The sequence below is a fragment of the Paenibacillus sp. genome, from assembly GCF_048976745.1.
GTDB lineage: Bacteria > Bacillota > Bacilli > Paenibacillales > Paenibacillaceae > Paenibacillus.
On the sequence record NZ_JBHGUU010000006.1, the window covers coordinates 791,870 to 816,989 of the forward strand.

Below are 25,120 nucleotides of genomic sequence, written 5' to 3' on the forward strand. Positions count from 1 at the left end.
AAAAAAAAGATAAACATTTGACCTAGAGTTAACTAGAGGGGATAAAATTATTTTGAACTTTAAATTACGAGGAGGTTATACCATTGATTATAGCTAAAGCCAGAGCCGTTGACGGACCAGACCAACCATTCAGAAGTGCTGAAATTAAACGACGTGATCTGGATACCAACGATGTATTAATTGAGATTAAATATGCAGGTATCTGCCATTCTGACATCCACACTGCCCACGGCGAATGGGGTCCTGTGAACTATCCACTGGTTCCTGGACACGAGATTGCCGGAATTGTAACCGATGTAGGAAGCGGAGTCTCCAAATATAAGGTTGGTGATCGCGTAGGGGTCGGATGTATGGTGGACTCTTGTGGTGAATGTGTTAACTGCCGTAAAGGTGAAGAGCAATACTGTCTCAAAGGAAATATTCAAACTTACGCTGGAGTAGACAAATACGGTGAGCCTACGCAAGGTGGATATTCAACTCATATTGTTGTCGTAGAGAATTTTGTCGTTCGCATCCCTGATAACATTGCACTTGATGCTGCTGCACCTTTGCTGTGTGCCGGTATTACGACGTATTCACCACTGCATCACTGGGGAGCTGGCCCAGGTAAGAAAGTTGCCGTTGTAGGTATGGGTGGCCTTGGTCATATGGCTGTCAAAATTGCACATGCGATGGGTACCGAAGTAACGGTTCTCTCCCAATCCTTGAGCAAAAAAGAAGATGGACTGCAATTTGGTGCAGATCACTACTATGCTACAAGCGAACCGGAAACATTCGAGAAACTTGCAGGCACATTTGATCTGATGATTAACACCGTGAGTGCCAATATAGACATTAATGCTTATTTCTCACTGCTTACGCTGGATGGTACACTCGTGAACGTGGGTGCCCCTGCGGAACCATTAGCTGTAAACGTATTTTCTCTTATCGGTCATCGCCGTTCATTCGCAGGTTCCATGATTGGTGGCATTCGTGAAACGCAAGAGATGCTCGATTTCTGTGCAGAACATGATATTACGCCTAACATTGAGGTCATCTCCGCTGATCAGATTGACGAAGCTTACAAACGTGTACTGGCTTCCGACGTGAAATATCGCTTTGTTATTGATGTCAGCACCATATAAGTGTGAAGTGTGTTTAGTGATAGGGATGGTTAAAGAAAGATAAAAGAAAGCAGCTGCCGATAAGGTCAGCTGCTTTTCTGTTTTGTTACTTGTAGGGTGCTTTATAGCTCCCGCTCTTGGTACCCATATGAATGTCCATTTTGTCGTATTTGGGGTATCGAGCGACCTGATCAGGGAACAAAGCAAAGGGATATCATCTTTCAGAATGACAAGGTAACGGCATTTATAGCAGGCAAATGGTGGCCTAACAATAAAGGACATGTTCTTGTTGTTCCGAATCAGCATTTTGAGAACATCTTTGAACTTCCTGCGGACTATGCTGTTGAGATTCATCGCGCAGCTCAGCTTACAGCATTGGCAATGAAAAGTACATATGGATGTGATGGAATCTCTACACGACAACATAATGAACCTGCTGGTAATCAAGACGTGTGGCATTATCATCTGCATGTTTACCCCCGATATGTGAATGATCAACTTTATCTGACCAATGGTTCTCCGTCCGATCCGGAAGAACGAGCACTCTATGCTGATCAGTTGCGTTCTTGGATGAAGGAAAACATTTAAAGTCTAGCAGGCTGCTCATTTGTTTTGTTGAGGTTTCGGGCAAATAAGGGGTTCTGAATTAGATATTCATGATAGAATGAGTTTAAATAGGGCAAATTAAATAGTATATTTCATGATACAGGGGGGAACTAATGGAGACCTTTGCAGAATTTATAGCGCGCATCGATAACCCGGAACATCAGGCACGAACGGAAGAAGTTTTGAACTGGGTTACTGAGAAATTTCCAAATTTAAAACAAAAAATAGCCTGGAACCAGCCGATGTTTACCGACCATGATACCTTTATTATTGGGTTTAGTGTATCCAAGCAGCATTTGGCTGTTGCTCCCGAGAAGGCAGGAATTAATCGTTTTTCGGAAGAGATCACTCAGGCGGGTTATGATCATACCAAAGAGTTGGTGCGAATGAAGTGGAAACAGGAGATTGATTATTCGTTACTTGAGAGAATGATTGAGTTCAATATAAAAGATAAGGCAGAATGTTCAACGTTTTGGCGCAAATAAATCACGATATATAAAGAAGACCCCCAACTTCCGGATGTGGAAAGAGGGGGTCTATTACATATTTAAGCAAAACCTACTATTGAGCACCTACTACAGGATGAGGTACATAGGGTTCTTCAAGGAAGGCAACATCTGCTGAGGTCAACTTAACCGAAAGAGCACCTACCGCATCTTCCAGATGCGACAATTGGGTAGCACCGATAATCGGAGCCGCTACCGTGTCTTTTTGCATCAACCATGCAAGTGCGATGTGTGTACGGGGGACACCGTATTTTTCTGCAATGGATGCCACTCGTTCAACAACAAGTCGATCTGCATCACTGGTCGCATTGTACTTGGATTTCTGAATTTCGTCAGTCTCGGAACGAAGTGTCGATACAGACCAGTCGCGGGTCAACCGGCCTGAAGCAAGAGGGCTGTAAGGAGTCACACCAATCTTTTCTTCCTTGCATAAAGGCAGCATTTCGCGTTCCTCTTCACGGTAGATAAGGTTCAAGTGGTTTTGCATGGAGACAAACTTGGTCCAACCATTTTTTTCTGCTACATGTAATGCCTTTTGGAATTGCCAAGCGAACATGGCTGAAGCACCAATATATCTTGCTTTACCGGATTTCACCACATCATGTAAGGCTTCCATCGTTTCTTCAATAGGCGTGTTGTAGTCCCAACGATGAATGATATACAGATCTACATAATCCGTTTCCAATCGTTTCAGGCTTTTATCAATCTCACTCAGGATGGCTTTTCTGGAAAGGCCAGAACCGTTGGGTCCTTTATGCATTTGTCCGTGTACTTTGGTTGCAATAACTACCTCATCCCGATTGGCGTAATTCTTCAACGCCCGACCAAGGTACTCCTCACTCGTACCCAGAGAATATATATTGGCTGTATCGAAGAAATTGATGCCTAGATCCAGCGCTTTTTTGATCACGGGGCGAGAGTCCTCTTCATTCAGTACCCATTGGTGAACCCATTTACTGGCGTCTCCAAATCCCATACATCCCAGGCAAAATCGAGATACGTCCAAGCCTGTGTTACCAAGTTTCGTATATTCCATGTCGTGTTCAACTCCTTTCTAATATTTATCATTGCCACCAGTATGGCGACCTATTTACACATTATTATGTCATAACGAATGGAACAACCTGTACCACATTCCTATCAAAGTTTTGCCTAATCCTATCACAGTCCTAGAAGCCTTAGATAGAAAGCATAAAAAAAGATGCCCCTCGGAGTAGCACGAGGGACATCGTATTCAATATAAATTATTGTTCATTTAAATAATCAAAAAAAGGATTGAACGTAAAAAAGAGCCATGATATAATCTATAGCGCAATTGACATTTTTATTTCGTATAAAGGGTGTATCATTATTTCTCCTAATTTAATTTTACATCCCGCATTCCGATTTGTCAATGCTCTTTTTTTAGTCCTAATAAATGGAAAAAGGGAGTGGACTTATTCATGGATAAAACCGTTGAATGGAAGTTGGAAGAGGAAAGACTGGTGCAGGTGAGGAACAAACTTCAGGCAAGACTCGAAGAGTTAGAACCGAAGGTTGCCGGACTGCATGAGCAGGCTGCCGAAATTCGTAAACGGTTTTGGGAAGAAGTGACGATTAACACGGGTTCGTACACGGATTTTGAAGATGCTTTCTACACTATTAATCAGCAATCCAGAGTGTTGGCCGAGCGGGAGCGCGGGCATAAACTGTTAACACAGCAATGGAAAAATACGAAGAGACTGCTTCCAACACCGTATTTTGGTCGCTTCGACTATATGGAAAAAGGCATGACATTTACTGAACAGATCTACATTGGCGTATCATCTTTTATGGATGAGGAGGGTTTGAACTTTCTAATCTATGACTGGAGAACGCCAATTGCGAGTCTGTACTATGATCACTCTCCCGGGCCGGCAGGCTATGACACACCTTCAGGACGAATCGAGGGAAAGATGGAGCTCAAGCGTCAATTCCAGATACAACAGGGGCAGCTGCTTAGCATGTTTGATTCAACAGAGACGATTGGTGACGAGCTGCTGCAGCAAGTTCTCGCTAAGGGTGCAGACTCTCAGATGAAGAGCATCGTTGCAACCATCCAAAAGGAACAAAATTCCATTATCCGTGATGATCGAAGCCGGATGCTTATCGTTCAGGGTGCGGCCGGCAGTGGCAAGACGTCCGCTGCGTTACAGCGAGTGGCGTACTTACTATACAAACACCGCCAGACGGTCAAAGCAGATCAGATTGTGCTTTTCTCACCGAATCCGATGTTTACCAGTTATACTTCCACCGTACTCCCGGAACTTGGTGAAGAGAATATGCAGCAGACGACATTTCAGGAATATCTCAATTATTGGCTGGATTCCTCCTTGCGACCGGAGGATGCCTTTGATCAGATTGAATATGTACTGACAGCCCAGGAAGATCCGGGATATGAAGCTCGTCTGGAGGCGATCAAGTACAAGGCTTCCGAGACATTTCTACAAGTACTCCAGAACTACGGCATGTGGCTGGGAGGCGAGGGCATGCGGTTCAACGGTATTCAATTTCGGGGACGTGAATTCATTACTGCCGATCGAATCAAGACCCAATTCTACAGTTTGGATCAAAATCTGACATTGTCCAACCGCATTCTTCTTGTGCAGGAATGGTTGCTGAGAGAACTCATTACGCTGGAACGTCTGGAACGGGAAGCAGACTGGGTTCTGGAGGAGTTGAATTATTTGGACACAGAAGAGTACGTGGAAGCTTTCAGCATATTGCATAAAGAAAAGCCTGTATTCGATGTGGCGGAAAAATACGCAGCACGAGATAACGGGAATAACAGTGCAGAGCAGGATGAGGGTGCCTTTAACTTTGCAGTGCGGGAGGAGGAACTGCTTCGTCAGAAACTGGTGAAAGACATGTTTAAACCTCTAAGAAAGAGTGTACGAAAATTCCAGTTCGTGGATGTAAAAGGTATTTATGAACAACTCTTTGTAAATGAAACCGCATATCGAGAACAAACGAATGGGGCAATTCCCCCGCTGCACTGGCCTGAGATTTGCAAACAGACCAAGGAAATGATACTCCAGAACAAGTTGTTCCATGAGGATGCTACTCCTTATTTATATGTAAAAGAACTGATTGAAGGTGTCCGGACGAACACGGAGATCCGTTATGTCTTCGTGGATGAAGGCCAGGATTATTCGGCGTTTCAATACGAATATCTCAAGAAACTGTTTCCTCGTGCTCGTATGACCGTACTGGGCGATTTCGGGCAAGCGATCTTTATGCAGGCTACGGAGTTAGCAGCATCCAACTCGCCGTTGGTCCATCTGTATGGAGAAGCCGAAACCACATTGATCCGTCTGGTACGCAGTTATCGTTCAACCCAAGAGATCGTTGAGTTCACGAGACACATGTTACCAGGGGGAGAAGAGATTAAACCTTTTGAGAGGGGAGATCAGAAGCCTCTTTTAACAAGATTGAAGAACGATAAGCTACGGGTGGCACAGATTCTGGCAGACATTGCCTCGCTCAAAGCAGAGGGGTTCAGTTCCATTGCTGTAATTACGAAGACCGCGGCTGAAAGCCGGGAAGCCCATGAAAGATTACAAAGTCAAGGAGGCGAAGGGTTACAACTCATAACGAAGGATACACAGATTTTTGAAAAAGGAATCATGATTATTCCTGTGTACCTCGCCAAAGGCGTCGAGTTCGATGCTGTCCTGATCTATGATGCTTCACCGGAAGCGTACAGCCAGGAATATGACCGCAAGCTGCTGTATACGGCCTGCACACGGGCCATGCATCGACTTCAACTCTACACAACGCGTGAGTGGTCACCGTTTGTACAGGCATTACCTGCAAATCTGTATGAGATAAGATCATATTGATTGCGGAGACTGATATAGGTCACTTTGTTATCAATTAAGTAGTCCATTGTATATGAAGAATTAAGAAAGATGCTCATAGCCTTTTATCAAAAGGTTATTGGCATCTTTCTTTCGTGAAATGAAGACAGGAGTGTTAAAAGTTATTCTTTACTGATCGTTCCCGATATGATAAATTGTTATTGGGAGTTATGAGAATGATCATTCCCATAATGTTCTCAAACATAAATGAATTCTCAAATGAGAGGGAGTATTAATCAATGGACATTTCCAAACAAGTTGCTATTGTAAGCGGGGCTAATCGAGGGTTGGGTAAGAAACTTGCTCTTGAGTTGCTAGCGAGGGGGGCCAAAGTATATGCTGGGGCGCGCAACCCTGCATCCATTGATCTACCAGGGGCTATTCCACTGCAACTCGATATTACTGATCCCCAATCTGTCTTGGCTGCAGCTGAGGTAGCGAGTGATGTAACCCTCCTCGTCAATAATGCTGGTTCTGCGAAGGGTGCTTCGCTGCTCACGGGTGAACTGGACGATATTCACTTGGAATTCGATACACATGTGTTCGGTACGCTTTCCATGATTCGTGCATTTGCACCGGCAATAGAGAAGAACGGAGGAGGTTCGATTCTGAATATTCTATCGGCACTATCCTGGCTCAGCCTGGGTAACTCAGGTGCATATTCAGCTGCAAAATCTGCTCAGTGGGGAATTACGAATGCACTACGTCTGGAATTAGCCCCTAAAAATGTTCGCGTTGCCGGATTACACGTTGCATTCATGGATACGGATATGACAGCGGGTATTGATGCACCGAAAACAAGCCCAACGGATATTGCCAAAATTGCAATAGATTCAATCGAAGCGGATCTCTACGAGATTGTTGCTGATGATACCAGTCGAAATGTACAACAGGGTCTCGCTGGTGGTGTTGCTGCCCTTTATCCGCAATTGCTTTAATAATAGAGCAGTGTAGATGCATGTTCTTGATATACTCGATGTATACCAAACAAAACCCCTACCAGATAAGGTGGGGGTTAAGTCTGTCAGTGAAGATTCCTCGGATTTTCTCACGCATTAACGTTCTGAGAGCATATAAGGTTTAACCTTTAACTGCACCGGCAGTGAGGCCGCTGACAATATATTTTTGCCCAAATAGATACAGGATGAATACTGGCAATGAAGTAAGCACGAGATTGGCAAAGATCAGGTTCCAGTCCCGACTGTATTTACCATAGAAATTGTAGATCGATAACGGCATCGTCCACGTGGAGCTGTCTGTCAGGAAGTACACCGGAATGGTGATGTCATTCCAGACGGACATGAACACCATGATCGCTACCGTTGCGTTAACAGGCAGGATGAGCGGTGTGACAATGCGGAAGAACACACCGAACACACTTGCTCCTTCCAGAAATGCGACTTCGTCCAGCGCTCGTGGAATAGTTTTGATGAATCCACTGTACAAAAATACACTGAAGGCCGTATTTAGCGCGGCATAGATCAGGATAACGCTTGTGATGCTGCCGTAGAATCCTAATCCTTGTACAACCCGTATGGTCGTAATAATGGACATTGGCGCAATAAGTCCCATGAAGAAATACATATAGATGGTGCCGGACATTTTGGTTTCCCGACGTGCCAGAATGAATGCCGCTGCGGAAGAAGCAACGATATTAATGATGGAAGATACGCCCGTAATCAAAATACTGTTGAAGAATGCTCGCGATAGACCGCCTTCCTGGAAGACACGAACATAGTTCGAGAACTGCCATGTTTCCGGGAAACTCAGGGAAAAGCTGAGCACTTCGGCACTGGTTTTGAATGAACCAAAGATCAGAATGACAAGCGGCAACAGAACGATAAGAGAGGCCAGAATCAGTAACCCTTCCACGATATAGTTGCGGATGGCGAGTTTGCGTGTATAGCCCATGTTATTCCGTAACCTCCTTACGCCGCATGAAGATCAATAGCGGTATAGCGATAATGGTAACGACCACAAACAGAAGGGTGTTGACCGCCGTACCAAGTCCCCAGTTGCCTTCGCCGAAAGATCGCAGAATGATCGTACCTACGACCTGGGAAGCGTTACCCGGGCCACCACCGGTCATGACGTACACTTCGGAGAATACTTTGAGTCCACCGATCAATGTCAGCATCAGGTTAATGTTAATGGCTGGCAGCAAGAGTGGCAGTGTGATTTTGAAAAAACTTCTCCACGAACTTGCGCCATCAATCTTGGCGGCTTCGTAATACTCCTGGGAAATAGACTGCAGACCAGCCAGATAGATGGCCATTTGGAAACCGGCGCTCTGCCAGATGGAGACGATGGCAATCGTCCAGATCACAATCGATGGGTTGGTCAGCCAAGCTTGGCTTAACGAATGCAATCCTACCGATTCCAACAAATTGTTGATTGTACCTTCGGTACGCAACATGGGAGTGAACAGAATGCTGATCACAAGGATGCTGAGTATGGAAGGGGAGTAGAAGATCGCACGCAGCAGGTTTTTTGTTCTTAATCGCATGTTAAGTCCTACGGCCAGCAACAGACCGATAACGTTTTTGCCCACTACGGTGACGATCGCAAATATCGCCGTGTTTTTCAGCGCCAGAATCAGCGTTTTGTCTGAGAAAATTTTCTGGAAATTATCCCACCCGATAAACTTCAGCTCCAATCGATCCAACCGCCAATCCGTGAAAGAGTAATAGAAAGCGGCGAGAGCAGGCACAACGAAAAAGATGGAGTAGATAATCAATGCGGGAAATATCATGTAATACGAGTACAGATTTTTGGTCCTTTTCATGTCTCACACTCCGTTATAGCCAGGCAGCATAACGATTGATCATTGTGATGCTGCCTTATATTTCACTCTTTAGAAACCTTCTACACCTTTATCCTGCATTAGCTGACTGAACTTCTCATCCCAGGATTTCAGTACTTCCTCCGGTGACAATCCGCCTGCGAATTGGTCCTGCAACAATCGGTACAGTTCGCTGCGATCAACCAGCATGTATGCATCCGTGGTCAGTACGGTTTTCTTCGGCGTAATGTAATTGTCTACAATATCCTGTTTGTAGGCTGGCAGTTCCGGTGTAGTAACATCACTGAAATTGGATACGTATCCTTTGGAATCCACGATCTGTTGCGCAACATCTTTGGAAGCGATATAGTCCAGGAACTGTTTGGCTTCATCCAAATGTTTGGATTTCTTCGGAATGAACAGTTGTCCGCCCAGTGGGCTTGCACCCAGACTGGCATTGTCCGACGATGGAATCGGGAATACGCCCAGTTCCATATTTGGATCTTGCTCGGCTACCCCTTCAATTAACCAGTCGCCCATAAACATCATGGCAACTTCCTTGTTCAGGAATTTACCTACGGCCATGTCATAACTATCGCTGAGTACATCGGTATTGGTGTAGCCTTTGGTGTACACTTCATACTGTTGTTCCAGGAATGTTTTGAACTCGGGAATATCGGACCATTTTTTCTTGTTGCTGTTCAATTCATCAAAAAACGTCGGGTCATTTTTGGCTGCAAAATCGGCAAATGCTGCAGCTGGCCAGATGTTGGCAGCCCAGGCGTCTTTATAAGGCATGAATACAGGCGTAATGCCACTTGCTTTGATTTTTTCACAGATTGCCAGGAATTCTTCGTAGTTGGTTGGAATCGACAATCCGAGTTCTTCAAAGATTTGTTTGTTATAAACGACCCCTTGCATCCCTGTATCTTGGCTGACGTGGAAACTGTAGAGGTGTCCACCAGAAGAGAGGACGTCCTTGTTCACGATTCTGCTCGCCCAAGGTTCGTTATCCAGAATCTCGAAGTTACGTTCAAGGTTGAGGTCCGTGACTGCGCTCGCCAGATTGTACTGAATAATATCAGGTGTTTCATCTACAGCCAGTTTGGTTTGCAGTACGGTCGTTGTTTGTTCCGCTGGAATCAGCTGCAAATTGACGCGAATGTTCGTCTGTTTTTCGAATGCATCAAGAATGTCCTGCTGGATGAAGGCAGAGTCCTGAGAACTTTTGGAGATTGCCAGCTCCAATGTAACTTTTCCGCCCTTGCTGTCCCCGCCAGCAGCTGTACCTGAATCCGTATCTCCTGAACCACAAGCGGTTAATGAGATGGATAATAAACTGGCCAGAATAATGGAAATCGCCTTTTTTCTTTTTATTGTTTTCAATGCAAATCCCCCTCCAAACGTTTGTTGAATCCGTTTACAAGTCCGATTATAGATTTTTTTCTCCCCCCGGTACATGTCTGTGCTTGAATGTTGATGTGTAAAATTCTGAACTTGAAATCGCTATCATTTCATGAGAGAGCGTGATACAGTAGGACATAAATCGAAGGGATCTCACATCATGTCAGAACAGGAGGGCACCTCTAAGAATGACAAAACTCATACATAAAGCAACTCAATTCAGTTTGCAGACGAAGGTGTTTTTGACGTTTCTGGCTCTGCTTTTGTTTGTGCTGGGCTGTTTTATCGTTTATGTGAATGTGATTGTTATCCGCCCGCTCAAACTGAAAACGGAGCAGGATACACTCGTGACCGCTACGAAGGTAAGAGAACAAGTTGATCTCTATGTGGAGCAGCAGAATCAGATGTCGCAGCGAATATTATCCAGCAAAAATATTTTTGTGGCCATGGACAAAAGCTCTTCAGCACATAGTAATTATGAAAGGCTGAAACAGATTCGGATCATCAAAGACATCATGTTTCAGGCGATCGGGCCGAGCATGAATATCAAGGACATGTCCATCTATGACAATCACGGTGTTCTCCTGACATCATATCTGGGTACAGGCAATCCTCCCGCAATCCTGAACACCATGATGGAGAGTAGCCAGATCGGACGAGATTGGACGGAAAGTGGTTTTGTTCTGCTGCGCCAAGTCGATACCATTTCCTTTGTTCGCACGATCAATGATCAGAATGGTAAAGTGTACGGTTATCTTAGCATTCAGATGGAACAGGCCTATATACAGAACCTTACGGAAGGGATCACAGCAGGAGAAGTCTATATTCTGAATGAACATGGGGAGCAGATGACAGGCACGGAAGACGGTGTGACATTTGCCAATTGGACGAAGCCTGCATCAGACGAGGGACTGGAAGTCGACAAAGACGACAATTATATCACACATTCCACATCACCGAGCACAGGTTGGATCACGTATATCATAACGCCCAAAAAATCTGTTCTAGGCTCGATCCATTCGGTTCAGACGATGTCCATTCTGCTGATTACAGCACTGATGCTGGTTTCGTTTGTGTATATCTTCCTGTCGACACGTAACCTGCTTCTGCCTATCCGCAAGCTACGCAGTCAGATCTGGCGCATGAACTACAGCAATATGAATCTGAAAGTGGATGAAACGCCGAAGAATAACGATCTCTTATTGCTGAATGAAGCCTTTCAGGATCTGATGGAGCGGCTCCGACAATCCATTGACCGGGAGAAATCGGCACTTCATGAAGAAGTAAAGGCACGTAATTCGGCGCTGCAAGCACAGATCGCACCTCATTTTATTCATAATGTTTTATATCTGATCAGCATTGCCGCGCAAGAGGGGAAGACCAAGGTTGTATCGGATATGTGCAAACATCTCTCCGACAGTTTGCGTTATATTGTCTCTTCACCATACGCGCATGTGACTTTGGCTGAAGAGCTTCAACATACGAGACATTACCTGTCCCTTGTACAACAAAAGTACGAAGAGGATCTGGAATGGGACATCTGTGCTGACGAGCTGGCGAACGAAATCCGGTTGCCGCGGTTGGTCATTCAGCCGTTTGTGGAAAATTGCATAGAACATGCCTTTGCCAACACCGCGCCGCCTTGGCATATCCGGATTACCGTGAAGCAATATAACGGATTATGGGCTTTGGAGATCAAGGATAACGGAGAGGGGTTTCCACCGGATAAAATCCAGGAGATTTTAGCCAGCATTCAGGCATCGGATTCCGGAATGAACCAGACGGCCGCTCGTGCAACAGCCCTTGGTAACATGGGGATTATCAACAGCGTTAATCGGCTCAAACTAATGTATAACAACCGGCTTTTTATTAATATATTTAACAATCATGCGGAAGAGCAACATGGAGCAACAATTCAAATCATCGGCTCACTGACGAAGGATTTTTACTAGGGCGTGTCTGAAAACTCCGAAGCAAGCAAATTTTGAGACACGACCTAACTAGGAGGTACAGAAGATGTATAACGCGATGATCGTTGAAGATAGCAAACCCATATTACGTAATATAAAAATGCTCTTGGAAACGCTGAGCTTCCCGATTCGTGTAGCGGCTACGGCAACGAATGGAGAGGAAGCCTTGGCAGCGATAAAGCAGTCACCGATTGATCTGTTGTTGACAGATATTCGAATGCCCAAAATGGATGGCCTGTCCCTGATTGAGCAAGCCAAGCTTGCCAACCCGGAACTGAAGGTCATTCTAATTAGTGGGTACAGCGATTTTGAATACACAAGAAAAGCATTGAACTTGCAAGTGTTTGACTATTTGCTGAAACCGGTCGAGCGAGAGGCACTTGAAGAAGTCATGGGTCGGGTGATTGACCAACTTGATCAACAGATGTCCAAGGAATTGGTGGATTTGCAGGAAATCATTCATCCCCAATGTGAGACTACGGCGAAACAAGGGGAGGATTTTCCGCCTTTATTCAGCCAGATGATGATGATTATGAGCAAACAACCCTTCACCACAGGGCATGAACGATGGGTGCAGGTGGAGCTTGAGGCTATCATGAAGGATTTTTTTACATTCCATGCTTGTCGTGTGTACACCAGTCAAATCCCATATCAATTCATCGCTTTTGTCAACAAGAGTGCACTTGAAGTGTACTCATCTGTACATGAATGTCTTGAATCGTTGCGACGGCATTTGGTTGCGCATGACATCGATGCGATCATTGGAGGACAACTTTTATTCGCTGAGTCTGGTAATCTGCCTGAGCTCTATAACCGCATGTCGTCCATCTTGTCTGAGCAGCAACGGTTGACACAAGGATTAGTGTTGGATACAGGGAATCCGGTGTCGATGGCCAGATCCGAGACAGGCTGTCTGGATTCGGTGCAGGAATCTGCGTTTGTACAGATGATTCAGGCGAGGCAGAAAGAACGGTTTGCTCTTAAGTTATCTGAATTGCTGAATCGATGGGCAGAGGAAAATGTACATATGACGGAGGTAGAGCGGTTTATCGGATTAATTGTAGACACCTTTGCGCATCTGTACGAGGAACAGGGGACGGGCATGAGATTGGGGCTGGAGCTTCGGTCAAGACAATTCGCTCAGGCACAGTCCTATGCCGTTTTTTGCCGGGAACTGACGGAATGGACGGGACAGTGCTTCGATATGCTGCAATCCCACGTTCGAAAAAGCAAGGCGATCCTGTTCGAGCAGATTGACGATTACGTAAAACGAAATAAATACTCTCCATTGTCCATCAACGACATTGCCACGAAATTTCACGTCAGTCCATCATATGTCAGCAGAGTGATCAAGGATGCCACACAAATAACGTTTGTTCAGTATTACACCCAGCTTCGCATTCAGGAAGCCTGCAGACTGATGGAAAGTCAACCGGACATGAAGTTTAAGGAAGTATCCGATTTGCTGTCGTTTAGCGATCAGCACTATTTCTCGAAGGTGTTCAAAGAGTATAAGGGGTTAAGTCCTACCGAATATAAACAACAGATGTCTGGTATAAAGACCCAATCATAGTGAACCAGGCAGGATAGCGGAACTTGTAATAAAGGAGGTTGATAAGGATGCACTTAACAAATCAATTTGGGACTGTAACTGGGTTTTGGGTGATTAATAAAATTAAAAGGAGAAATGATAAATGATAAAAATTGACGTAGATTTAGTATCGAAGTTAATAAATAGCCAATTTCCAGAGTGGGCCAATTTAGAAGTTAAACCTGTTAAAAAAAGTGGGAATGATAATAAAACTTTTCACTTAGGAAACAGTATGAGCGTTAGGTTACCAAGTGAGGAAGCCTATGTACCCCAAGTTGAAAAAGAACAAAAATGGTTACCCATTTTAGCCAAGCATCTCTCTACACAAATAACTGAACCATTAGCTAAAGGAGAACCCAGTGAAGATTACCCATATCCTTGGTCAGTCAACAAATGGTTGGATGGAGAGACAGTAACATTAGACAATATTGATGATGCAAATCAATTTGCACTTGATTTGGGAGGATTTTTAGTTGAATTACAATCTATTGATGCCAGTGAAGGTCCCTTAGCTGGCAAACATAATTTTTATAGGGGCGGAGATATTGTTGTATACGAAAATGAGTGTAGAGATGCCATTAATAATAATGTAACTATTTTTAATAAACATCTATTGGGAGAAATCTGGGGACTGGCATTAACTTCAAAGTGGGATCGTGAACCCGTTTGGGTCCACGGTGACATAGCTCCAGGAAATATATTAATTAAAAATGGTAAACTGAGTGCGGTTATTGATTTTGGGATATTGGGGGTAGGAGACCCTTCTTGCGATGCTGCAATGGCTTGGACTTTTTTTGATGATAGTAGCAGAAAGGCATTTAAGAATGCATTAAAATTTGATGAAGAAACCTGGAATAGAGCAAGAGGTTGGGCTTTATGGAAGGCTTTAATAACCTACAACCGTAATAAACAATCTAACAAAGCAATTGCAGATGAACAATATAATATTATAGAAGTAATCATTAACGATTACGAAACTCAAAGATAAAGGCGAATGCTTATCCATTCAGTTCAACGAGCAGTTGACGTTTGGGAGCATAAATTCACTAAATGGAAATCTATGGGTTAAGTCATACTATAATTTATGTTATAATACTAAACAAATACGGCTTGTTACTGAATTCATTCAGGCAATACCTATGTATATTTACGCTCAAAGTCTCTTTGGGTGTGCATATATATGGGTTTTTTTGCGTTTGCTTGCCGATTGATTCTACCAAAAATGGATAAAGAGAGGAAGATTCACTTTGGAAAAGAAAAAGAAAAAAAGGTCATTTTATAGGAAAGGCGGAGCCAGTTTACGATTAATGAGTACTAGACTCATTGCAGCTTTCCTTGCAGTGCTTATTATCCCCACTGCACTTATCGGTTATTTCTCGTATCATAGTGCCAAAGATCAGGTGCAACAAAAAATGACAGAGCCCATCCATACCATATTAACGATGACAGGACAGCATATTAACAATCTGGTAGGGGAAAAAGCAGCATTATTGAGTTATATAGACAGTATGTATAGCTCCGCTCCCAGTCAGGCGAACATCGAAGTGGTACAAGTAGGAATTGACCAATTAGCTGATACATATCCTGATATTCTTGCCATAACTGTGGGCAGCGACCAAGGTAGTGTTATATCATCTCCAGCAACAGAAGAGGTGACATATGATCCACGCAGCACAGAATGGTATACCCATGCTGAAAGTAAAAAAGGGTCACTCTATTTTTCGATTATTATGACAGATCCGGTATCCGGTAAGATTTATGTAGAAATTTCAAAGGCTCTTTCCAATCAACAAGGTGTAGCAAGGATTAAACTGGATCTGGAGCAATTAGCAAAAGAAATATCTGATGTGGATGTAGGAGGTAATGGGAGCCTGATTGTGGTTGACTCCAATCGAACCATCGCAGCTTGGTCCGGTGCCATTGTAAAAGGTGGGGGAGGAGAACTCGGCGGAGCGCTAATCGAGGGAATTCCGGTTCATCCAAATACGGCTTCAAGTTCCGATGAACCGATGGCATTTTCCCAATTTGTTAGAACGGATCTGGCGTATGATCTGGAGGTATATAACGGGGTTAATGCATTGACGGGGTGGAATGTTATTGCTTTGATGGGCCATGAAGACTTCATCGCCGCAGCGAAACCCATCATGGTATCAAGTCTGACCGTCATTGGTGTATCTGTATTCATTGCCGGAGTTATTATTTTCTTCATTCTGAGATCTTTTATTGTACCTATGCAAAAACTGCGAAAGGCCACTCGCAGCGTAAGCGAAGGGAATCTGTCCGAACGGGTTAATCTTAAAACCGAGAACGAATTTGGTATGTTGGCTAATGATTTTGACCAAATGACCATCTCCCTTCAATCGGTGGTTGCTGAACTTCATCAGACGTCATCGTTGTTAAGCCACTCTTCCCAAATGATTCAGGAAAGTACCGAACAAACCACCCAATCGGTTCAACATGTGGCGGAAACCATGCACCAGACAGCGGAATCAGCTATCGTTGGGGCGGAAAATTCGGAACAAACCGCGAATGCCGTAGAAGAGATGGCGAGAGGTATCAGTACAATTGCAGAATCTGCGAGTGCCATCGTTGATTCAGCTGAAGAGACGGAGCGCGCTGTTGCTAATGGTGGGAAAACCATAAACCAGGTTGGAGAACAAATGGAACATATTCTCGGAGCTGTTGAAGAAACCTCGGCATTGATTAATGAACTGTCCAGTCTGTCCGCCGAAGCCAATCGAATGAATGAAGCGATTGCGGATATCTCACGGCAAACCAACCTTCTGTCACTGAATGCCTCTATTGAAGCTTCAAGAGCAGGAGATCACGGTAAAGGGTTTGCTGTTGTTGCTGGTGAGGTGCGCACGTTATCCATGCAATCCAAACAGAGTGCGGACGACATAGGTGCTACCATTGGCAAAATGCTCGATCTGATTGCCAAATCCACCTCCCTTATGAATGATAAAGTTCGCAATCAAGTTGGTGAGGGAATGCGGATCAGTCAAGAAGCTTCTGCAACCATATCTAATATTGAACAATATACAGCTCATATCGTGGATCAAATTCAGGATATTTCCGCTGTCTCCGAACAGCTGTCAGCCAGTACGGAAGAAGTCTCGGCCACCGTTGCAGCCATGAGTCATATCTCTAAAGTGTCGGCTGATAGCGCTCAGACAACTTCAGCAGCAGCCCAAGAGCAAATGGCGGCAATGGAGGAGATATCTGCATCTTCTGCACAGCTATCCAAAACAGCTGAGAACATGCAAGAACTGGTTCGCCGGTTTAAGCTCTAGAGTGGAAAATTGATGTGTGAGGATTGATTTCGCCAGGGTCCAAAGTATTACAATTACCAAACAAAGTCGCTGTTCTAGCGGCTTTGTTTGGTTTTTTCGTTTTCCAGCATTTCAGATGAAACGGGTTCGTAGATCACAGAGGTAGGATAATGCAATAATTCAGTGAATTTGTATAGGAAGAGATCTGATAAAATGAATGAAAAGCTGGGAGGTAAAGCCATGAAAAAGCCGATGATTGGTGTACTGCCTTTAGTTGATACTGACAAAAAAAGTTACTGGATGCTTCCAGATTATATGAATGCCATAGAGGGAGCAGGCGGAATACCAATAATGCTGCCTTTGACAACAGATACCGAGAGCATAACAAGGTTGGCTAATGAGTTCGATGGGTTCCTGTTTACTGGGGGACATGATCTCAACCCTGAGCTATATGATGAACATGCTGAGGTTACCTGTGGAGAGTTATGTCTTGAACGCGATATGATGGAGTCAATATTATTACAGAAGGTAATTGAGCTTGATAAACCTGCCTTTGGCATATGCCGTGGACTACAATTATTTAACGTTATTTTGGGTGGTACGTTGTATCAAGACATTCCAACCAGCCTTCAACTTCCTGGGAACAAGATCGTTAATCATAAGCAAAGTCCGCCATATTCAAATCTTGTACATGATGTACATATTGAGAAAAATAATATTCTATACGATATTTTGCAAACCGATACAATAAAAGTGAACAGTTATCACCATCAGGGGATCAAGATGTTATCGGATAAGTTAACTGCCGTGGCAGCCGCTGAAGATGGACTCGTAGAGTCGGTTGTTATGCCGAACCAGACATTTGTTTTGGCGGTACAATGGCATCCAGAGTACAGTTACAAAGTAGATGACTATAGTCAAAAGTTATTTGACGCATTTGTTAATGCTTCTCAATCCGCACGATATAATATCCACATTGAAGACATCACCGTATAACATGTAGTGAAGAAAAAAGACCTCCTGTTTATAAAAACAGAGGAGGTCTTTGTATTGGTGAATGTAGTCGTGATAGTAACCGTGGTATTACCATTACCATTGTTGTGGCAGGATTATTTTAATCCAGACTTCGTGTTGGCGTGCTCTTCAGCATGGAGGGAAGCAATGAGCTTCTCGCCTTCAACGTCCAGGTTTGGCAGGATGCGATCCAGCCATTTTGGAAGTGCCCAAGCTTTGTCTCCGAAGATCGCCATGATGGCAGGGACCAAGCCCATACGGATGATGAAAGCATCGATCAGAATGCCTACCGCCAAGGTGAAACCAATCTGCTTGATCATGACATCATCAGTGAAGATAAATCCTGCAAATACAGAGACCATAATCACTGCTGCGGCAACGACTACGCGACTGACCTGGTTGTACCCATGAACGACGGATTCGGTCCCGCGATGACCGTGAACATAGGATTCCCGCATGGAGCTAACAAGGAAGACCTGATAGTCCATCGCGAGGCCATACAGGATACCTGTTACGATGATTGGCATAAAGCTAAGGAGCGGGCCGCCCGTATCGAAACCAAAGAGCGAATGCAGCCAGCCCCATTGGAATACCGCAGTCGTGATCCCGAATGTAGCCAGGATGCTAAGCAGGAAACCAATCGTTGCTTTGATGGGAACGATGATCGAACGGAATACGAGCAACAGGATGATCAGTGACAGCAGGATGATAATACCTACATAAATAGGGAACACCTGCGCCAATTTGGCAGACATATCAATGTTAACCGCCGTCAGACCAGTAACCCCAAGCTTCACATCATAAGTCTGTGCGATATTCGAATCAGCCGAGCGCAGATCACCGACCAGTGTTTTAGTAAGCGTATCGTTAGGACCCGTTTTTGGAATGAGACTAAAGATCGCCAAATCTTCTGTCATACCAAGCGGTGTAACCTGTGCAACGTTGTTTTGACCTTGAAGCTCCATCATCAGACCACCCAAAAGTTCAGGCGTGACTTTGGCAGAAGATTGATTAGGCTCTGCGACCAGAATAAGCGGTCCGTTGAATCCTTCTCCGAAGCCTTCCGAGATGGCATCATAGCTCTGTCTTGCGTCTGTGTCGAGATTGGCTGAGGAAGCGCCAGGAATACCCATTTCCATTTTCGTGATCGGTGTCGCTGCAAAACCAAGAATGACGATGATGGCGATAATGGTAGCCCAACGATTCTTGATAACGAATTTCACCCATCTGTCCGCCACTCCGTGGTTAGTGGCTTTAGGATGTTTCGAGCTTTTCTCACGAGCTTTGGCAGAACAGATCCGTTCGCCTACCAATCCCAGTAAAGCTGGCAACAGGGTTAAAGCAACGAATACGTTGATGAGCACGGTGGCAGCTGCGACCAAAGCCATCGTAGACAAGAATGTGAGACCGATGACAAGCATACCGCACAGTGCAATAATGACCGTTAATCCGGCAAAAAATACCGCGCTGCCTGATGTGCCGATGGCTCTTGCCGTTGCTTCTTTTGCGCTCAAGCCTTGATCAATAATCATTCGACGCTGGCGATTGACAATAAAGAGTGCATAGTCGATTCCGACAGCCAATCCAACCATAAGAGCCAGAACGGAAGTGACACTAGGCATTTCAATGAATTTGGAGATGGAGAATGCTCCACCAACTCCAATGGCAACACCGAGGAGTGCTGTGATCAGAGGCAGACCTGCTGCAACGACGGAGCCCAGGGTGATCAGCAATACAATGACAGCAATGACCAGTCCTACAATCTCAGCCGAACCGACCCCAATCGATACTGCTTTGAGCGTTTCGCCTGGTAACACCGTAATGTTGGTTCCTTGCTCTGCTGTCATAACGGACTGAATCACGGAATCAAATACATCCTGCGTGATGGCAGATTGCTCGATTGTAAATTGGAACTGAAACAGTGCAATACTGCCGTCTGAGGAGATCAGCATACCAGGTACAGGAACACCATCCACCATCAAAGGTCCATAGGAAGGAGGCGTGGTTGTTGCGGACTGCGCCATATCAGTAGCCTGAGCATTCTGAGCCATTTCTGCCGTAGCACCCGAATTAGCTGCTTCAGCTGCATAGTCCGCAGGATTAATGACTTTGTCCAATCCGTAAACTTCATTAACACCTTTCATTATGGCAGCCAAACGTTCAGGCGTATCCAGACGTTCGTTGTCCGGTGCCTTGAACACAACACTTCCTTGACCCCCGGAGGCGGCAGGCAGTTCTTTGGCCAATTGATCCAGAACCTTCTGTGACTCGGTGCCTTCAATTTTCATTTCAGAACTGATGTGAATGCCATTGATGCTGATCATGGAGATGACAATTCCCAGAATTAAAACCCAGCCAATGATGAAGTAGGCAGGTTTGCTAAAAGCGGTTTTCCCCACTCTGTATAATAATGTAGACATTTCTCTATTTTACACTCCCTCTATGATGAATGTGGATGGTTGGCATGTTCGAATCCTGCCCGCAAATGACTAAACGTGGTTTCCAAAAATTGATCGAAGGTAATAGCACCGGGCTTGGTATCTTCAGTCATGACTTGTCCGGGCAGCAGCACATTGAGTCTTCCATCAATTAATGGAAGTATCGTTCCATATAGTGCGTTAATCAGAAGATAAGTATAGATCTCGTCATATTTCCCGTTGGATAAGTCTAATAAGGTATCTTGTGCCTGTGTTTGCATCCGGTGCATGGCCCCAAGGTAATGTGGCTCAAGTACGGGATAGGTATGGGATAGCGAGAGTAGCTGATGAAGCCTTCCTATTAATTCTGTTGTAAGTTGCATCTGGATCAGGTTATACAGTACGTCAAGCAAGGAGGCATGTTCAGGCATTTCGGTAAGTAAATCTTCAAGTTCAGTTGTATTCTGAACAGATATGGCTCCTCTTGCTACGGCTTCTTCTTTACATGTGAAGTAGTTTGCAAATGTTCTACGTGAACATCCCACCTGATGCACGATATCTTCGACCGTAAAGCCATCAAGCCCATGTTCAAGAGTCAGTTCAAATGCTGCACCGGCAAGCGCTTTTTCCGTTGCTTCTTTCTTCAAATGTCGCAAGTTTCGTTTGATCATTATTTTCCGCTTATGCGTTCACCTCCAACACCAATGACAATGGTTTAATTATTCCTAAGAGCACACGTACTGAATATGCACTTTGTGAGGTTTATCATAACAACAAGTTGCTCATTGTGCAAATTTACTCATTGTGCAATTATTTTAGACTTGATTAAATGCGATTAAGGAGGGAGGTCGACTGAATGAAGATGAATTATTATCCATGATCATTAGGAAACAGCATCCAAATGTGTCTTGGCGCTTCACTGGATTATGGCGAATTTTCGTCATACTCTTGATTAGTAATAATGATAGAATGGAATGAACAAGAATCAGTTCAAGGGATTAAACTATCTTAAATAGGAAAGATAAAGTGGGATACATAATGTTTGTTATGGAGGTAAACCCTATGAATAAAGATGAGTTTTTTATGCATAAAGCCATTGAGATCGCTCTGCAAGCTCGGAAAGAAGGAAACGAACCATTCGGAGCCATTCTGGTGAAAAATGAAGAAGTGGTCATGATTGGTGAGAATAAAATCAACACTTTTTGTGACCCTACACATCATGCAGAAATTGGACTTATCCGAAAATATTGTTCCGAACATCATGTGTTTGACCTGAGCGAGTACACTCTGTATACCAGTTGTGAACCGTGTGTAATGTGTTCAGGTGCTATGGTTTGGTCAAATCTGGGAAGGCTGGTGTACAGCGTATCCCATGATCAATTAGCGGAAATTGCTGGTGGTAACATCATGATCGCGTGTGAAGACGTATTTGAGAAAAGTCCTCAAAAGCCTGAAGTAACAGGGGAATTACTTAACACCGAAGGGTTAAAAGTCTTCGAAGGATATCAATTTCATTCCAAGTCATAATCCGGTCAAAAAAATAATTTTTGATAATTGCTTGATTTTTTTTTCAACGTCTGATAGTGTAAGACCTGTGATTTTGGGAAGTTGATTTATCAATATGAATTAGAGCTTTCCAGCAGATAATTTTTGACCACTTCACCAGGAAGTTAAGGCCATACGGACAGCCGGGTCAAACGCCGATTGGCAACTTACGTTGCTTTATTGATTGAGTTCAAAGCTCAAATTTTATAAGTTGGTTACTTTACAACCAGTGCAATTGCACATCAACTTGTGAAACGGTCAATAAGAGTGGTAAAGGCGAATTATTTGCTATATAGACTCTGATCCAATATTGATATACATGAAGGAGCTTTACGCCAAAGGATTTCTTGTGAACTTTTTTGGTCATGGAGACTTCACGTCTTTTTTATGATGTATATCGATAAGCAAGTGTGATGATGCGCGATTGCGGGCATTTTTCACCTTGCTTTTTTTGTTGTCTTGTTGTTGTGACCGTATCAAACCAAATTAAACCAATTAAAAAAATACATATTGGGATAGGAGAATGTAAAATGGGAAAAGCACTAATCATCGGCGCCGGCGGCGTTGCTTCCGTGGCAGTACACAAATGCGTTCAAAACAGTGAAGTTTTTGAGGAAATCTGCATCGCGAGTCGTACAAAATCCAAATGTGATGAGCTCAAAGCCAAGCTGGACGGCGGAAAAACTAAAATTACGACAGCACAAGTCGATGCTGATAATGTTGACGAACTGATCGCTCTGATCAACGAAGTTAAACCGGATATCGTTATGAACCTGGCTTTGCCGTATCAAGATCTGACCATCATGGATGCTTGCCTTGCAACGAAAACAAATTACATGGACACAGCAAACTATGAGCCACATGATACAGCGAAGTTTGAATACAGCTGGCAATGGGATTACAAAGAGCGTTTTGAACAAGCGGGCATCACTGCTTTGCTCGGAAGTGGATTTGACCCAGGTGTGACTGGCGTATTCTCCGCTTATGCCCTGAAGCACTACTTTGATGAAATTGAGTACATCGACATCCTGGACTGCAATGGCGGCGACCACGGCTATCCGTTTGCAACCAACTTCAACCCTGAGATCAACATTCGCGAAGTTTCTGCGAACGGAAGATACTGGGAAAATGGCGAATGGATCGAAACAAAACCGATGGAAATCAAACGTGTCTACGACTTCAAAGAAGTTGGCGAGAAAGACATGTACCTGTTGTACCATGAGGAACTGGAATCTTTGGCAAAAAACATGCCAGGTCTGAAACGTATCCGTTTCTTCATGACATTTGGTCAAAGCTATCTGACTCACTTGAAAGCTCTTGAAAATGTGGGCATGACTTCAATCGAGCCTATTGAATATGAAGGTAAACAAATTATTCCATTGCAATTCCTGAAAGCAGTACTGCCTGATCCAGCGTCCCTTGGACCACGCACTGTAGGTAAAACAAACATCGGTTGTATTTTCAAAGGTAAAAAAGATGGTCAAGACAAAACATATTATGTTTACAATATCTGTGATCACCAAGAGTGCTACAAAGAAGTGGGTTCCCAAGCGATCTCTTACACAACTGGCGTTCCAGCTATGATTGGTGCAGCAATGGTCATGACTGGCAAATGGAACAAAAAAGGCGTATACAATGTAGAAGAGTTTAACCCGGATCCATTTATGGAAGAGTTGAACAAATGGGGTCTCCCATGGGTAGAAGACTTCAACCCGGTACTCGTTGATGAGCTGCCAGAAGAAGTTAAAGAATCGGAGCTTGTTCGTTAACATGCGGTTCGAGCAATTACCGACACCATGTTTTGTTGTTGACGAGGCGCTTATCGAGAGAAACCTGAAAATCCTGAACGGTGTTATGCAGCGTACAGGTGCCAAAATCGTACTTGCTCAAAAAGCATTCTCCATGACTGCGATGTATCCGCTGATTGGAGAATACCTAAGCGGCGCTACGGCGAGCGGGTTGTATGAAGCACGTCTGGGTCACGAGGAAATGGGCAAAGAGAACCATGTCTTTGCTCCGGCATACCGCGCAGAAGAGATCGATGAGATTCTCTCCATCTGCGATCACATTATTTTCAATTCTTTTTCACAGCTTGCCAAGTTCAAGGATAAGGCGCTTCAAGCTGGCCGTAAGGTTGGCTTGCGCGTCAATCCTGAATGCTCTACTCAAGAAGGGCACGAGATCTACGATCCGTGTTCTCCGGGTTCACGTTTTGGCGCAAAACAAGAGGATTTCCAAGCAGATCTGTTGGAAGGTGTCTCCGGTCTGCACTTCCACACACTGTGTCAGCAAAATTCCGATGATCTGGAGACTACGTTGAACGCAGTTGTGGAGAAGTTTGGACAATGGTTACCGCAAATGGAATGGATCAACTTCGGTGGTGGACACCATATCACACGTGAAGATTATGATATTCCAAGATTGGAAGCTTGCATCAAACGTATGCAGAATGATTATGGCCTGGAAGTATATCTGGAGCCGGGAGAAGCTGTTGCACTGAACGCGGGTTATCTGGTGACTTCCGTGCTGGACTTCCATAAAAACGGAATGGACATCGCCATTCTGGATACTTCAGCTACGTGTCATATGCCGGATGTGTTGGAAATGCCATATCGCCCGCCGCTGATCGGTTCGGGAGAAGTGGGAGAGAAGGCTCATCTGTATCGTCTTGGTGGACAAACCTGTCTGTCTGGTGACGTGATTGGGGATTACTCATTCGATCAGCCTTTGCAAGAAGGCGACCGTCTGGTATTTGAGGACATGGCGATCTACTCCATGGTGAAAACCAACACGTTTAACGGCATGCCACTTCCTGCGATTGCTGTTAAGAGAAAAGACGGCGATTGCGAAGTTGTCCGCGAATTCGGATATCAGGATTTCAAAATGAGGCTGGCATAATACCTCATTATAATAGTAAGTATTGAACAACGAAGGGAACCTGGAGACAGGTTCCCTTTTTTACGTTAACTGATGTTTATCAATCAGGCTAGATGATGATTCACGATATAGAGGCGACTTCGCTTTAATTTCAG

19 protein-coding genes are annotated in these 25,120 nt (G+C 44.3%); 13 read left to right on the plus strand and 6 right to left on the minus strand.

Annotated elements, in window-relative coordinates; translation table 11 throughout:
* Positions 1-83: 83 nt before the first annotated feature.
* The 3 genes from ACE3K2_RS10280 (at position 84) to ACE3K2_RS10290 (ending at position 2,194) form a co-directional block, all read left to right on the plus strand.
* Positions 84-1,124 carry an NAD(P)-dependent alcohol dehydrogenase gene (locus ACE3K2_RS10280; protein WP_421889472.1) on the plus strand — a complete coding sequence of 347 codons (1,041 nt, stop codon included), beginning with the start codon at positions 84-86 and terminating at the stop codon, positions 1,122-1,124.
* Between the two features lie 96 nt (positions 1,125-1,220).
* Positions 1,221-1,691, plus strand: a complete 471-nt coding sequence (locus ACE3K2_RS10285) for an HIT family protein (RefSeq protein ID WP_421889474.1) — start codon at positions 1,221-1,223, stop codon at positions 1,689-1,691.
* 131 nt (positions 1,692-1,822) lie between these two features.
* Positions 1,823-2,194 (plus strand): iron chaperone, encoded by a 372-nt coding sequence (locus ACE3K2_RS10290; RefSeq protein ID WP_421889476.1) that lies wholly within the window; start codon positions 1,823-1,825, stop codon positions 2,192-2,194.
* Between the two features lie 76 nt (positions 2,195-2,270).
* Here ACE3K2_RS10290 and ACE3K2_RS10295 read toward each other — a convergent pair whose 3' ends face one another.
* A complete protein-coding gene (locus tag ACE3K2_RS10295) occupies positions 2,271-3,251 on the minus strand; it encodes an aldo/keto reductase (RefSeq protein ID WP_421889478.1) in 981 nt (326 codons plus the stop codon).
* Positions 3,252-3,657: 406 nt separating this feature from the next.
* Between ACE3K2_RS10295 and helD the strand changes: the two genes are divergently transcribed.
* Positions 3,658-6,075, plus strand: a complete 2,418-nt coding sequence (gene helD, locus ACE3K2_RS10300; RefSeq protein ID WP_421889480.1) for an RNA polymerase recycling motor HelD — start codon at positions 3,658-3,660, stop codon at positions 6,073-6,075.
* 257 nt (positions 6,076-6,332) lie between these two features.
* The gene (locus tag ACE3K2_RS10305; protein ID WP_421889482.1) at positions 6,333-7,031 is read left to right on the plus strand and encodes an SDR family oxidoreductase; all 699 of its coding nucleotides are present in this window, start codon (positions 6,333-6,335) and stop codon (positions 7,029-7,031) included.
* A 142-nt stretch (positions 7,032-7,173) separates the two neighbouring features.
* On the opposite strand, the gene ACE3K2_RS10310 is transcribed toward ACE3K2_RS10305, so the two are convergent.
* From ACE3K2_RS10310 to ACE3K2_RS10320, 3 genes are all read right to left on the minus strand, one after another.
* Positions 7,174-8,004 carry a carbohydrate ABC transporter permease gene (locus ACE3K2_RS10310; protein ID WP_421889484.1) on the minus strand — a complete coding sequence of 277 codons (831 nt, stop codon included), beginning with the start codon at positions 8,002-8,004 and terminating at the stop codon, positions 7,174-7,176.
* A gap of 1 nt (position 8,005) precedes the next feature.
* Positions 8,006-8,878 carry a carbohydrate ABC transporter permease gene (locus tag ACE3K2_RS10315; RefSeq protein ID WP_036670879.1) on the minus strand — a complete coding sequence of 291 codons (873 nt, stop codon included), beginning with the start codon at positions 8,876-8,878 and terminating at the stop codon, positions 8,006-8,008.
* 69 nt (positions 8,879-8,947) lie between these two features.
* On the minus strand, positions 8,948-10,261 hold the full coding sequence (locus ACE3K2_RS10320; RefSeq protein ID WP_421889486.1) for an ABC transporter substrate-binding protein: 1,314 nt from the start codon (positions 10,259-10,261) through the stop codon (positions 8,948-8,950).
* Positions 10,262-10,467: 206 nt separating this feature from the next.
* On the opposite strand from ACE3K2_RS10320, the gene ACE3K2_RS10325 reads away from it, so the two are divergent.
* The 5 genes from ACE3K2_RS10325 to ACE3K2_RS10345 all read left to right on the plus strand — a co-directional run bounded on the left by ACE3K2_RS10325 (position 10,468) and on the right by ACE3K2_RS10345 (position 18,108).
* Positions 10,468-12,231: a sensor histidine kinase gene (locus ACE3K2_RS10325; protein ID WP_421889488.1), complete on the plus strand. Its 1,764-nt coding sequence runs from the start codon at positions 10,468-10,470 to the stop codon at positions 12,229-12,231.
* A 64-nt stretch (positions 12,232-12,295) separates the two neighbouring features.
* Positions 12,296-13,822 carry a response regulator transcription factor gene (locus tag ACE3K2_RS10330; protein WP_421889490.1) on the plus strand — a complete coding sequence of 509 codons (1,527 nt, stop codon included), beginning with the start codon at positions 12,296-12,298 and terminating at the stop codon, positions 13,820-13,822.
* Positions 13,823-13,943: 121 nt separating this feature from the next.
* Positions 13,944-14,828, plus strand: a complete 885-nt coding sequence (locus ACE3K2_RS10335; RefSeq protein WP_421889492.1) for an aminoglycoside phosphotransferase family protein — start codon at positions 13,944-13,946, stop codon at positions 14,826-14,828.
* A gap of 319 nt (positions 14,829-15,147) precedes the next feature.
* Positions 15,148-17,133, plus strand: a complete 1,986-nt coding sequence (locus tag ACE3K2_RS10340) for a methyl-accepting chemotaxis protein (protein WP_421889494.1) — start codon at positions 15,148-15,150, stop codon at positions 17,131-17,133.
* Positions 17,134-17,352: 219 nt separating this feature from the next.
* Positions 17,353-18,108, plus strand: coding sequence for a gamma-glutamyl-gamma-aminobutyrate hydrolase family protein (locus ACE3K2_RS10345; protein ID WP_421889496.1), 756 nt, complete (start codon positions 17,353-17,355; stop codon positions 18,106-18,108).
* Between the two features lie 113 nt (positions 18,109-18,221).
* Here the strand turns inward: ACE3K2_RS10345 and ACE3K2_RS10350 are convergent, their stop codons facing one another.
* Positions 18,222-20,546 carry an MMPL family transporter gene (locus tag ACE3K2_RS10350; protein ID WP_421889498.1) on the minus strand — a complete coding sequence of 775 codons (2,325 nt, stop codon included), beginning with the start codon at positions 20,544-20,546 and terminating at the stop codon, positions 18,222-18,224.
* A 20-nt stretch (positions 20,547-20,566) separates the two neighbouring features.
* Positions 20,567-21,214 (minus strand): TetR/AcrR family transcriptional regulator, encoded by a 648-nt coding sequence (locus ACE3K2_RS10355; RefSeq protein ID WP_421889500.1) that lies wholly within the window; start codon positions 21,212-21,214, stop codon positions 20,567-20,569.
* 391 nt (positions 21,215-21,605) lie between these two features.
* Here ACE3K2_RS10355 and ACE3K2_RS10360 point away from each other — a divergent pair, with 391 nt between their 5' ends.
* The 3 genes from ACE3K2_RS10360 to nspC all read left to right on the plus strand — a co-directional run bounded on the left by ACE3K2_RS10360 (position 21,606) and on the right by nspC (position 24,986).
* Entirely contained in the window at positions 21,606-22,070 is a 465-nt protein-coding gene (locus tag ACE3K2_RS10360) for a nucleoside deaminase (protein ID WP_421889502.1), read from the plus strand.
* Between the two features lie 548 nt (positions 22,071-22,618).
* Entirely contained in the window at positions 22,619-23,857 is a 1,239-nt protein-coding gene (locus ACE3K2_RS10365) for a saccharopine dehydrogenase family protein (protein WP_421889504.1), read from the plus strand.
* A 1-nt stretch (position 23,858) separates the two neighbouring features.
* Positions 23,859-24,986, plus strand: a complete 1,128-nt coding sequence (gene nspC, locus ACE3K2_RS10370; protein ID WP_133384741.1) for a carboxynorspermidine decarboxylase — start codon at positions 23,859-23,861, stop codon at positions 24,984-24,986.
* The last annotated feature ends 134 nt before the right edge of the window (positions 24,987-25,120 follow it).

Bases quoted from the DNA above. Each gene is read 5' to 3' on its own strand.
- ACE3K2_RS10290 (WP_421889476.1), top strand. From the start codon at position 1,823: ATGGAGACCTTTGCAGAATTTATAGCGCGCATCGATAACCCGGAACAT.
- ACE3K2_RS10295 (WP_421889478.1), bottom strand. From the start codon at position 3,251: ATGGAATATACGAAACTTGGTAACACAGGCTTGGACGTATCTCGATTT.
- helD (WP_421889480.1), top strand. From the start codon at position 3,658: ATGGATAAAACCGTTGAATGGAAGTTGGAAGAGGAAAGACTGGTGCAG.
- ACE3K2_RS10305 (WP_421889482.1), top strand. From the start codon at position 6,333: ATGGACATTTCCAAACAAGTTGCTATTGTAAGCGGGGCTAATCGAGGG.
- ACE3K2_RS10310 (WP_421889484.1), bottom strand. From the start codon at position 8,004: ATGGGCTATACACGCAAACTCGCCATCCGCAACTATATCGTGGAAGGG.
- ACE3K2_RS10315 (WP_036670879.1), bottom strand. From the start codon at position 8,878: ATGAAAAGGACCAAAAATCTGTACTCGTATTACATGATATTTCCCGCA.
- ACE3K2_RS10325 (WP_421889488.1), top strand. From the start codon at position 10,468: ATGACAAAACTCATACATAAAGCAACTCAATTCAGTTTGCAGACGAAG.
- ACE3K2_RS10330 (WP_421889490.1), top strand. From the start codon at position 12,296: ATGTATAACGCGATGATCGTTGAAGATAGCAAACCCATATTACGTAAT.
- ACE3K2_RS10335 (WP_421889492.1), top strand. From the start codon at position 13,944: ATGATAAAAATTGACGTAGATTTAGTATCGAAGTTAATAAATAGCCAA.
- ACE3K2_RS10340 (WP_421889494.1), top strand. From the start codon at position 15,148: ATGAGTACTAGACTCATTGCAGCTTTCCTTGCAGTGCTTATTATCCCC.
- ACE3K2_RS10345 (WP_421889496.1), top strand. From the start codon at position 17,353: ATGAAAAAGCCGATGATTGGTGTACTGCCTTTAGTTGATACTGACAAA.
- ACE3K2_RS10350 (WP_421889498.1), bottom strand. From the start codon at position 20,546: ATGTCTACATTATTATACAGAGTGGGGAAAACCGCTTTTAGCAAACCT.
- ACE3K2_RS10355 (WP_421889500.1), bottom strand. From the start codon at position 21,214: ATGATCAAACGAAACTTGCGACATTTGAAGAAAGAAGCAACGGAAAAA.
- ACE3K2_RS10360 (WP_421889502.1), top strand. From the start codon at position 21,606: ATGAATAAAGATGAGTTTTTTATGCATAAAGCCATTGAGATCGCTCTG.
- ACE3K2_RS10365 (WP_421889504.1), top strand. From the start codon at position 22,619: ATGGGAAAAGCACTAATCATCGGCGCCGGCGGCGTTGCTTCCGTGGCA.
- nspC (WP_133384741.1), top strand. From the start codon at position 23,859: ATGCGGTTCGAGCAATTACCGACACCATGTTTTGTTGTTGACGAGGCG.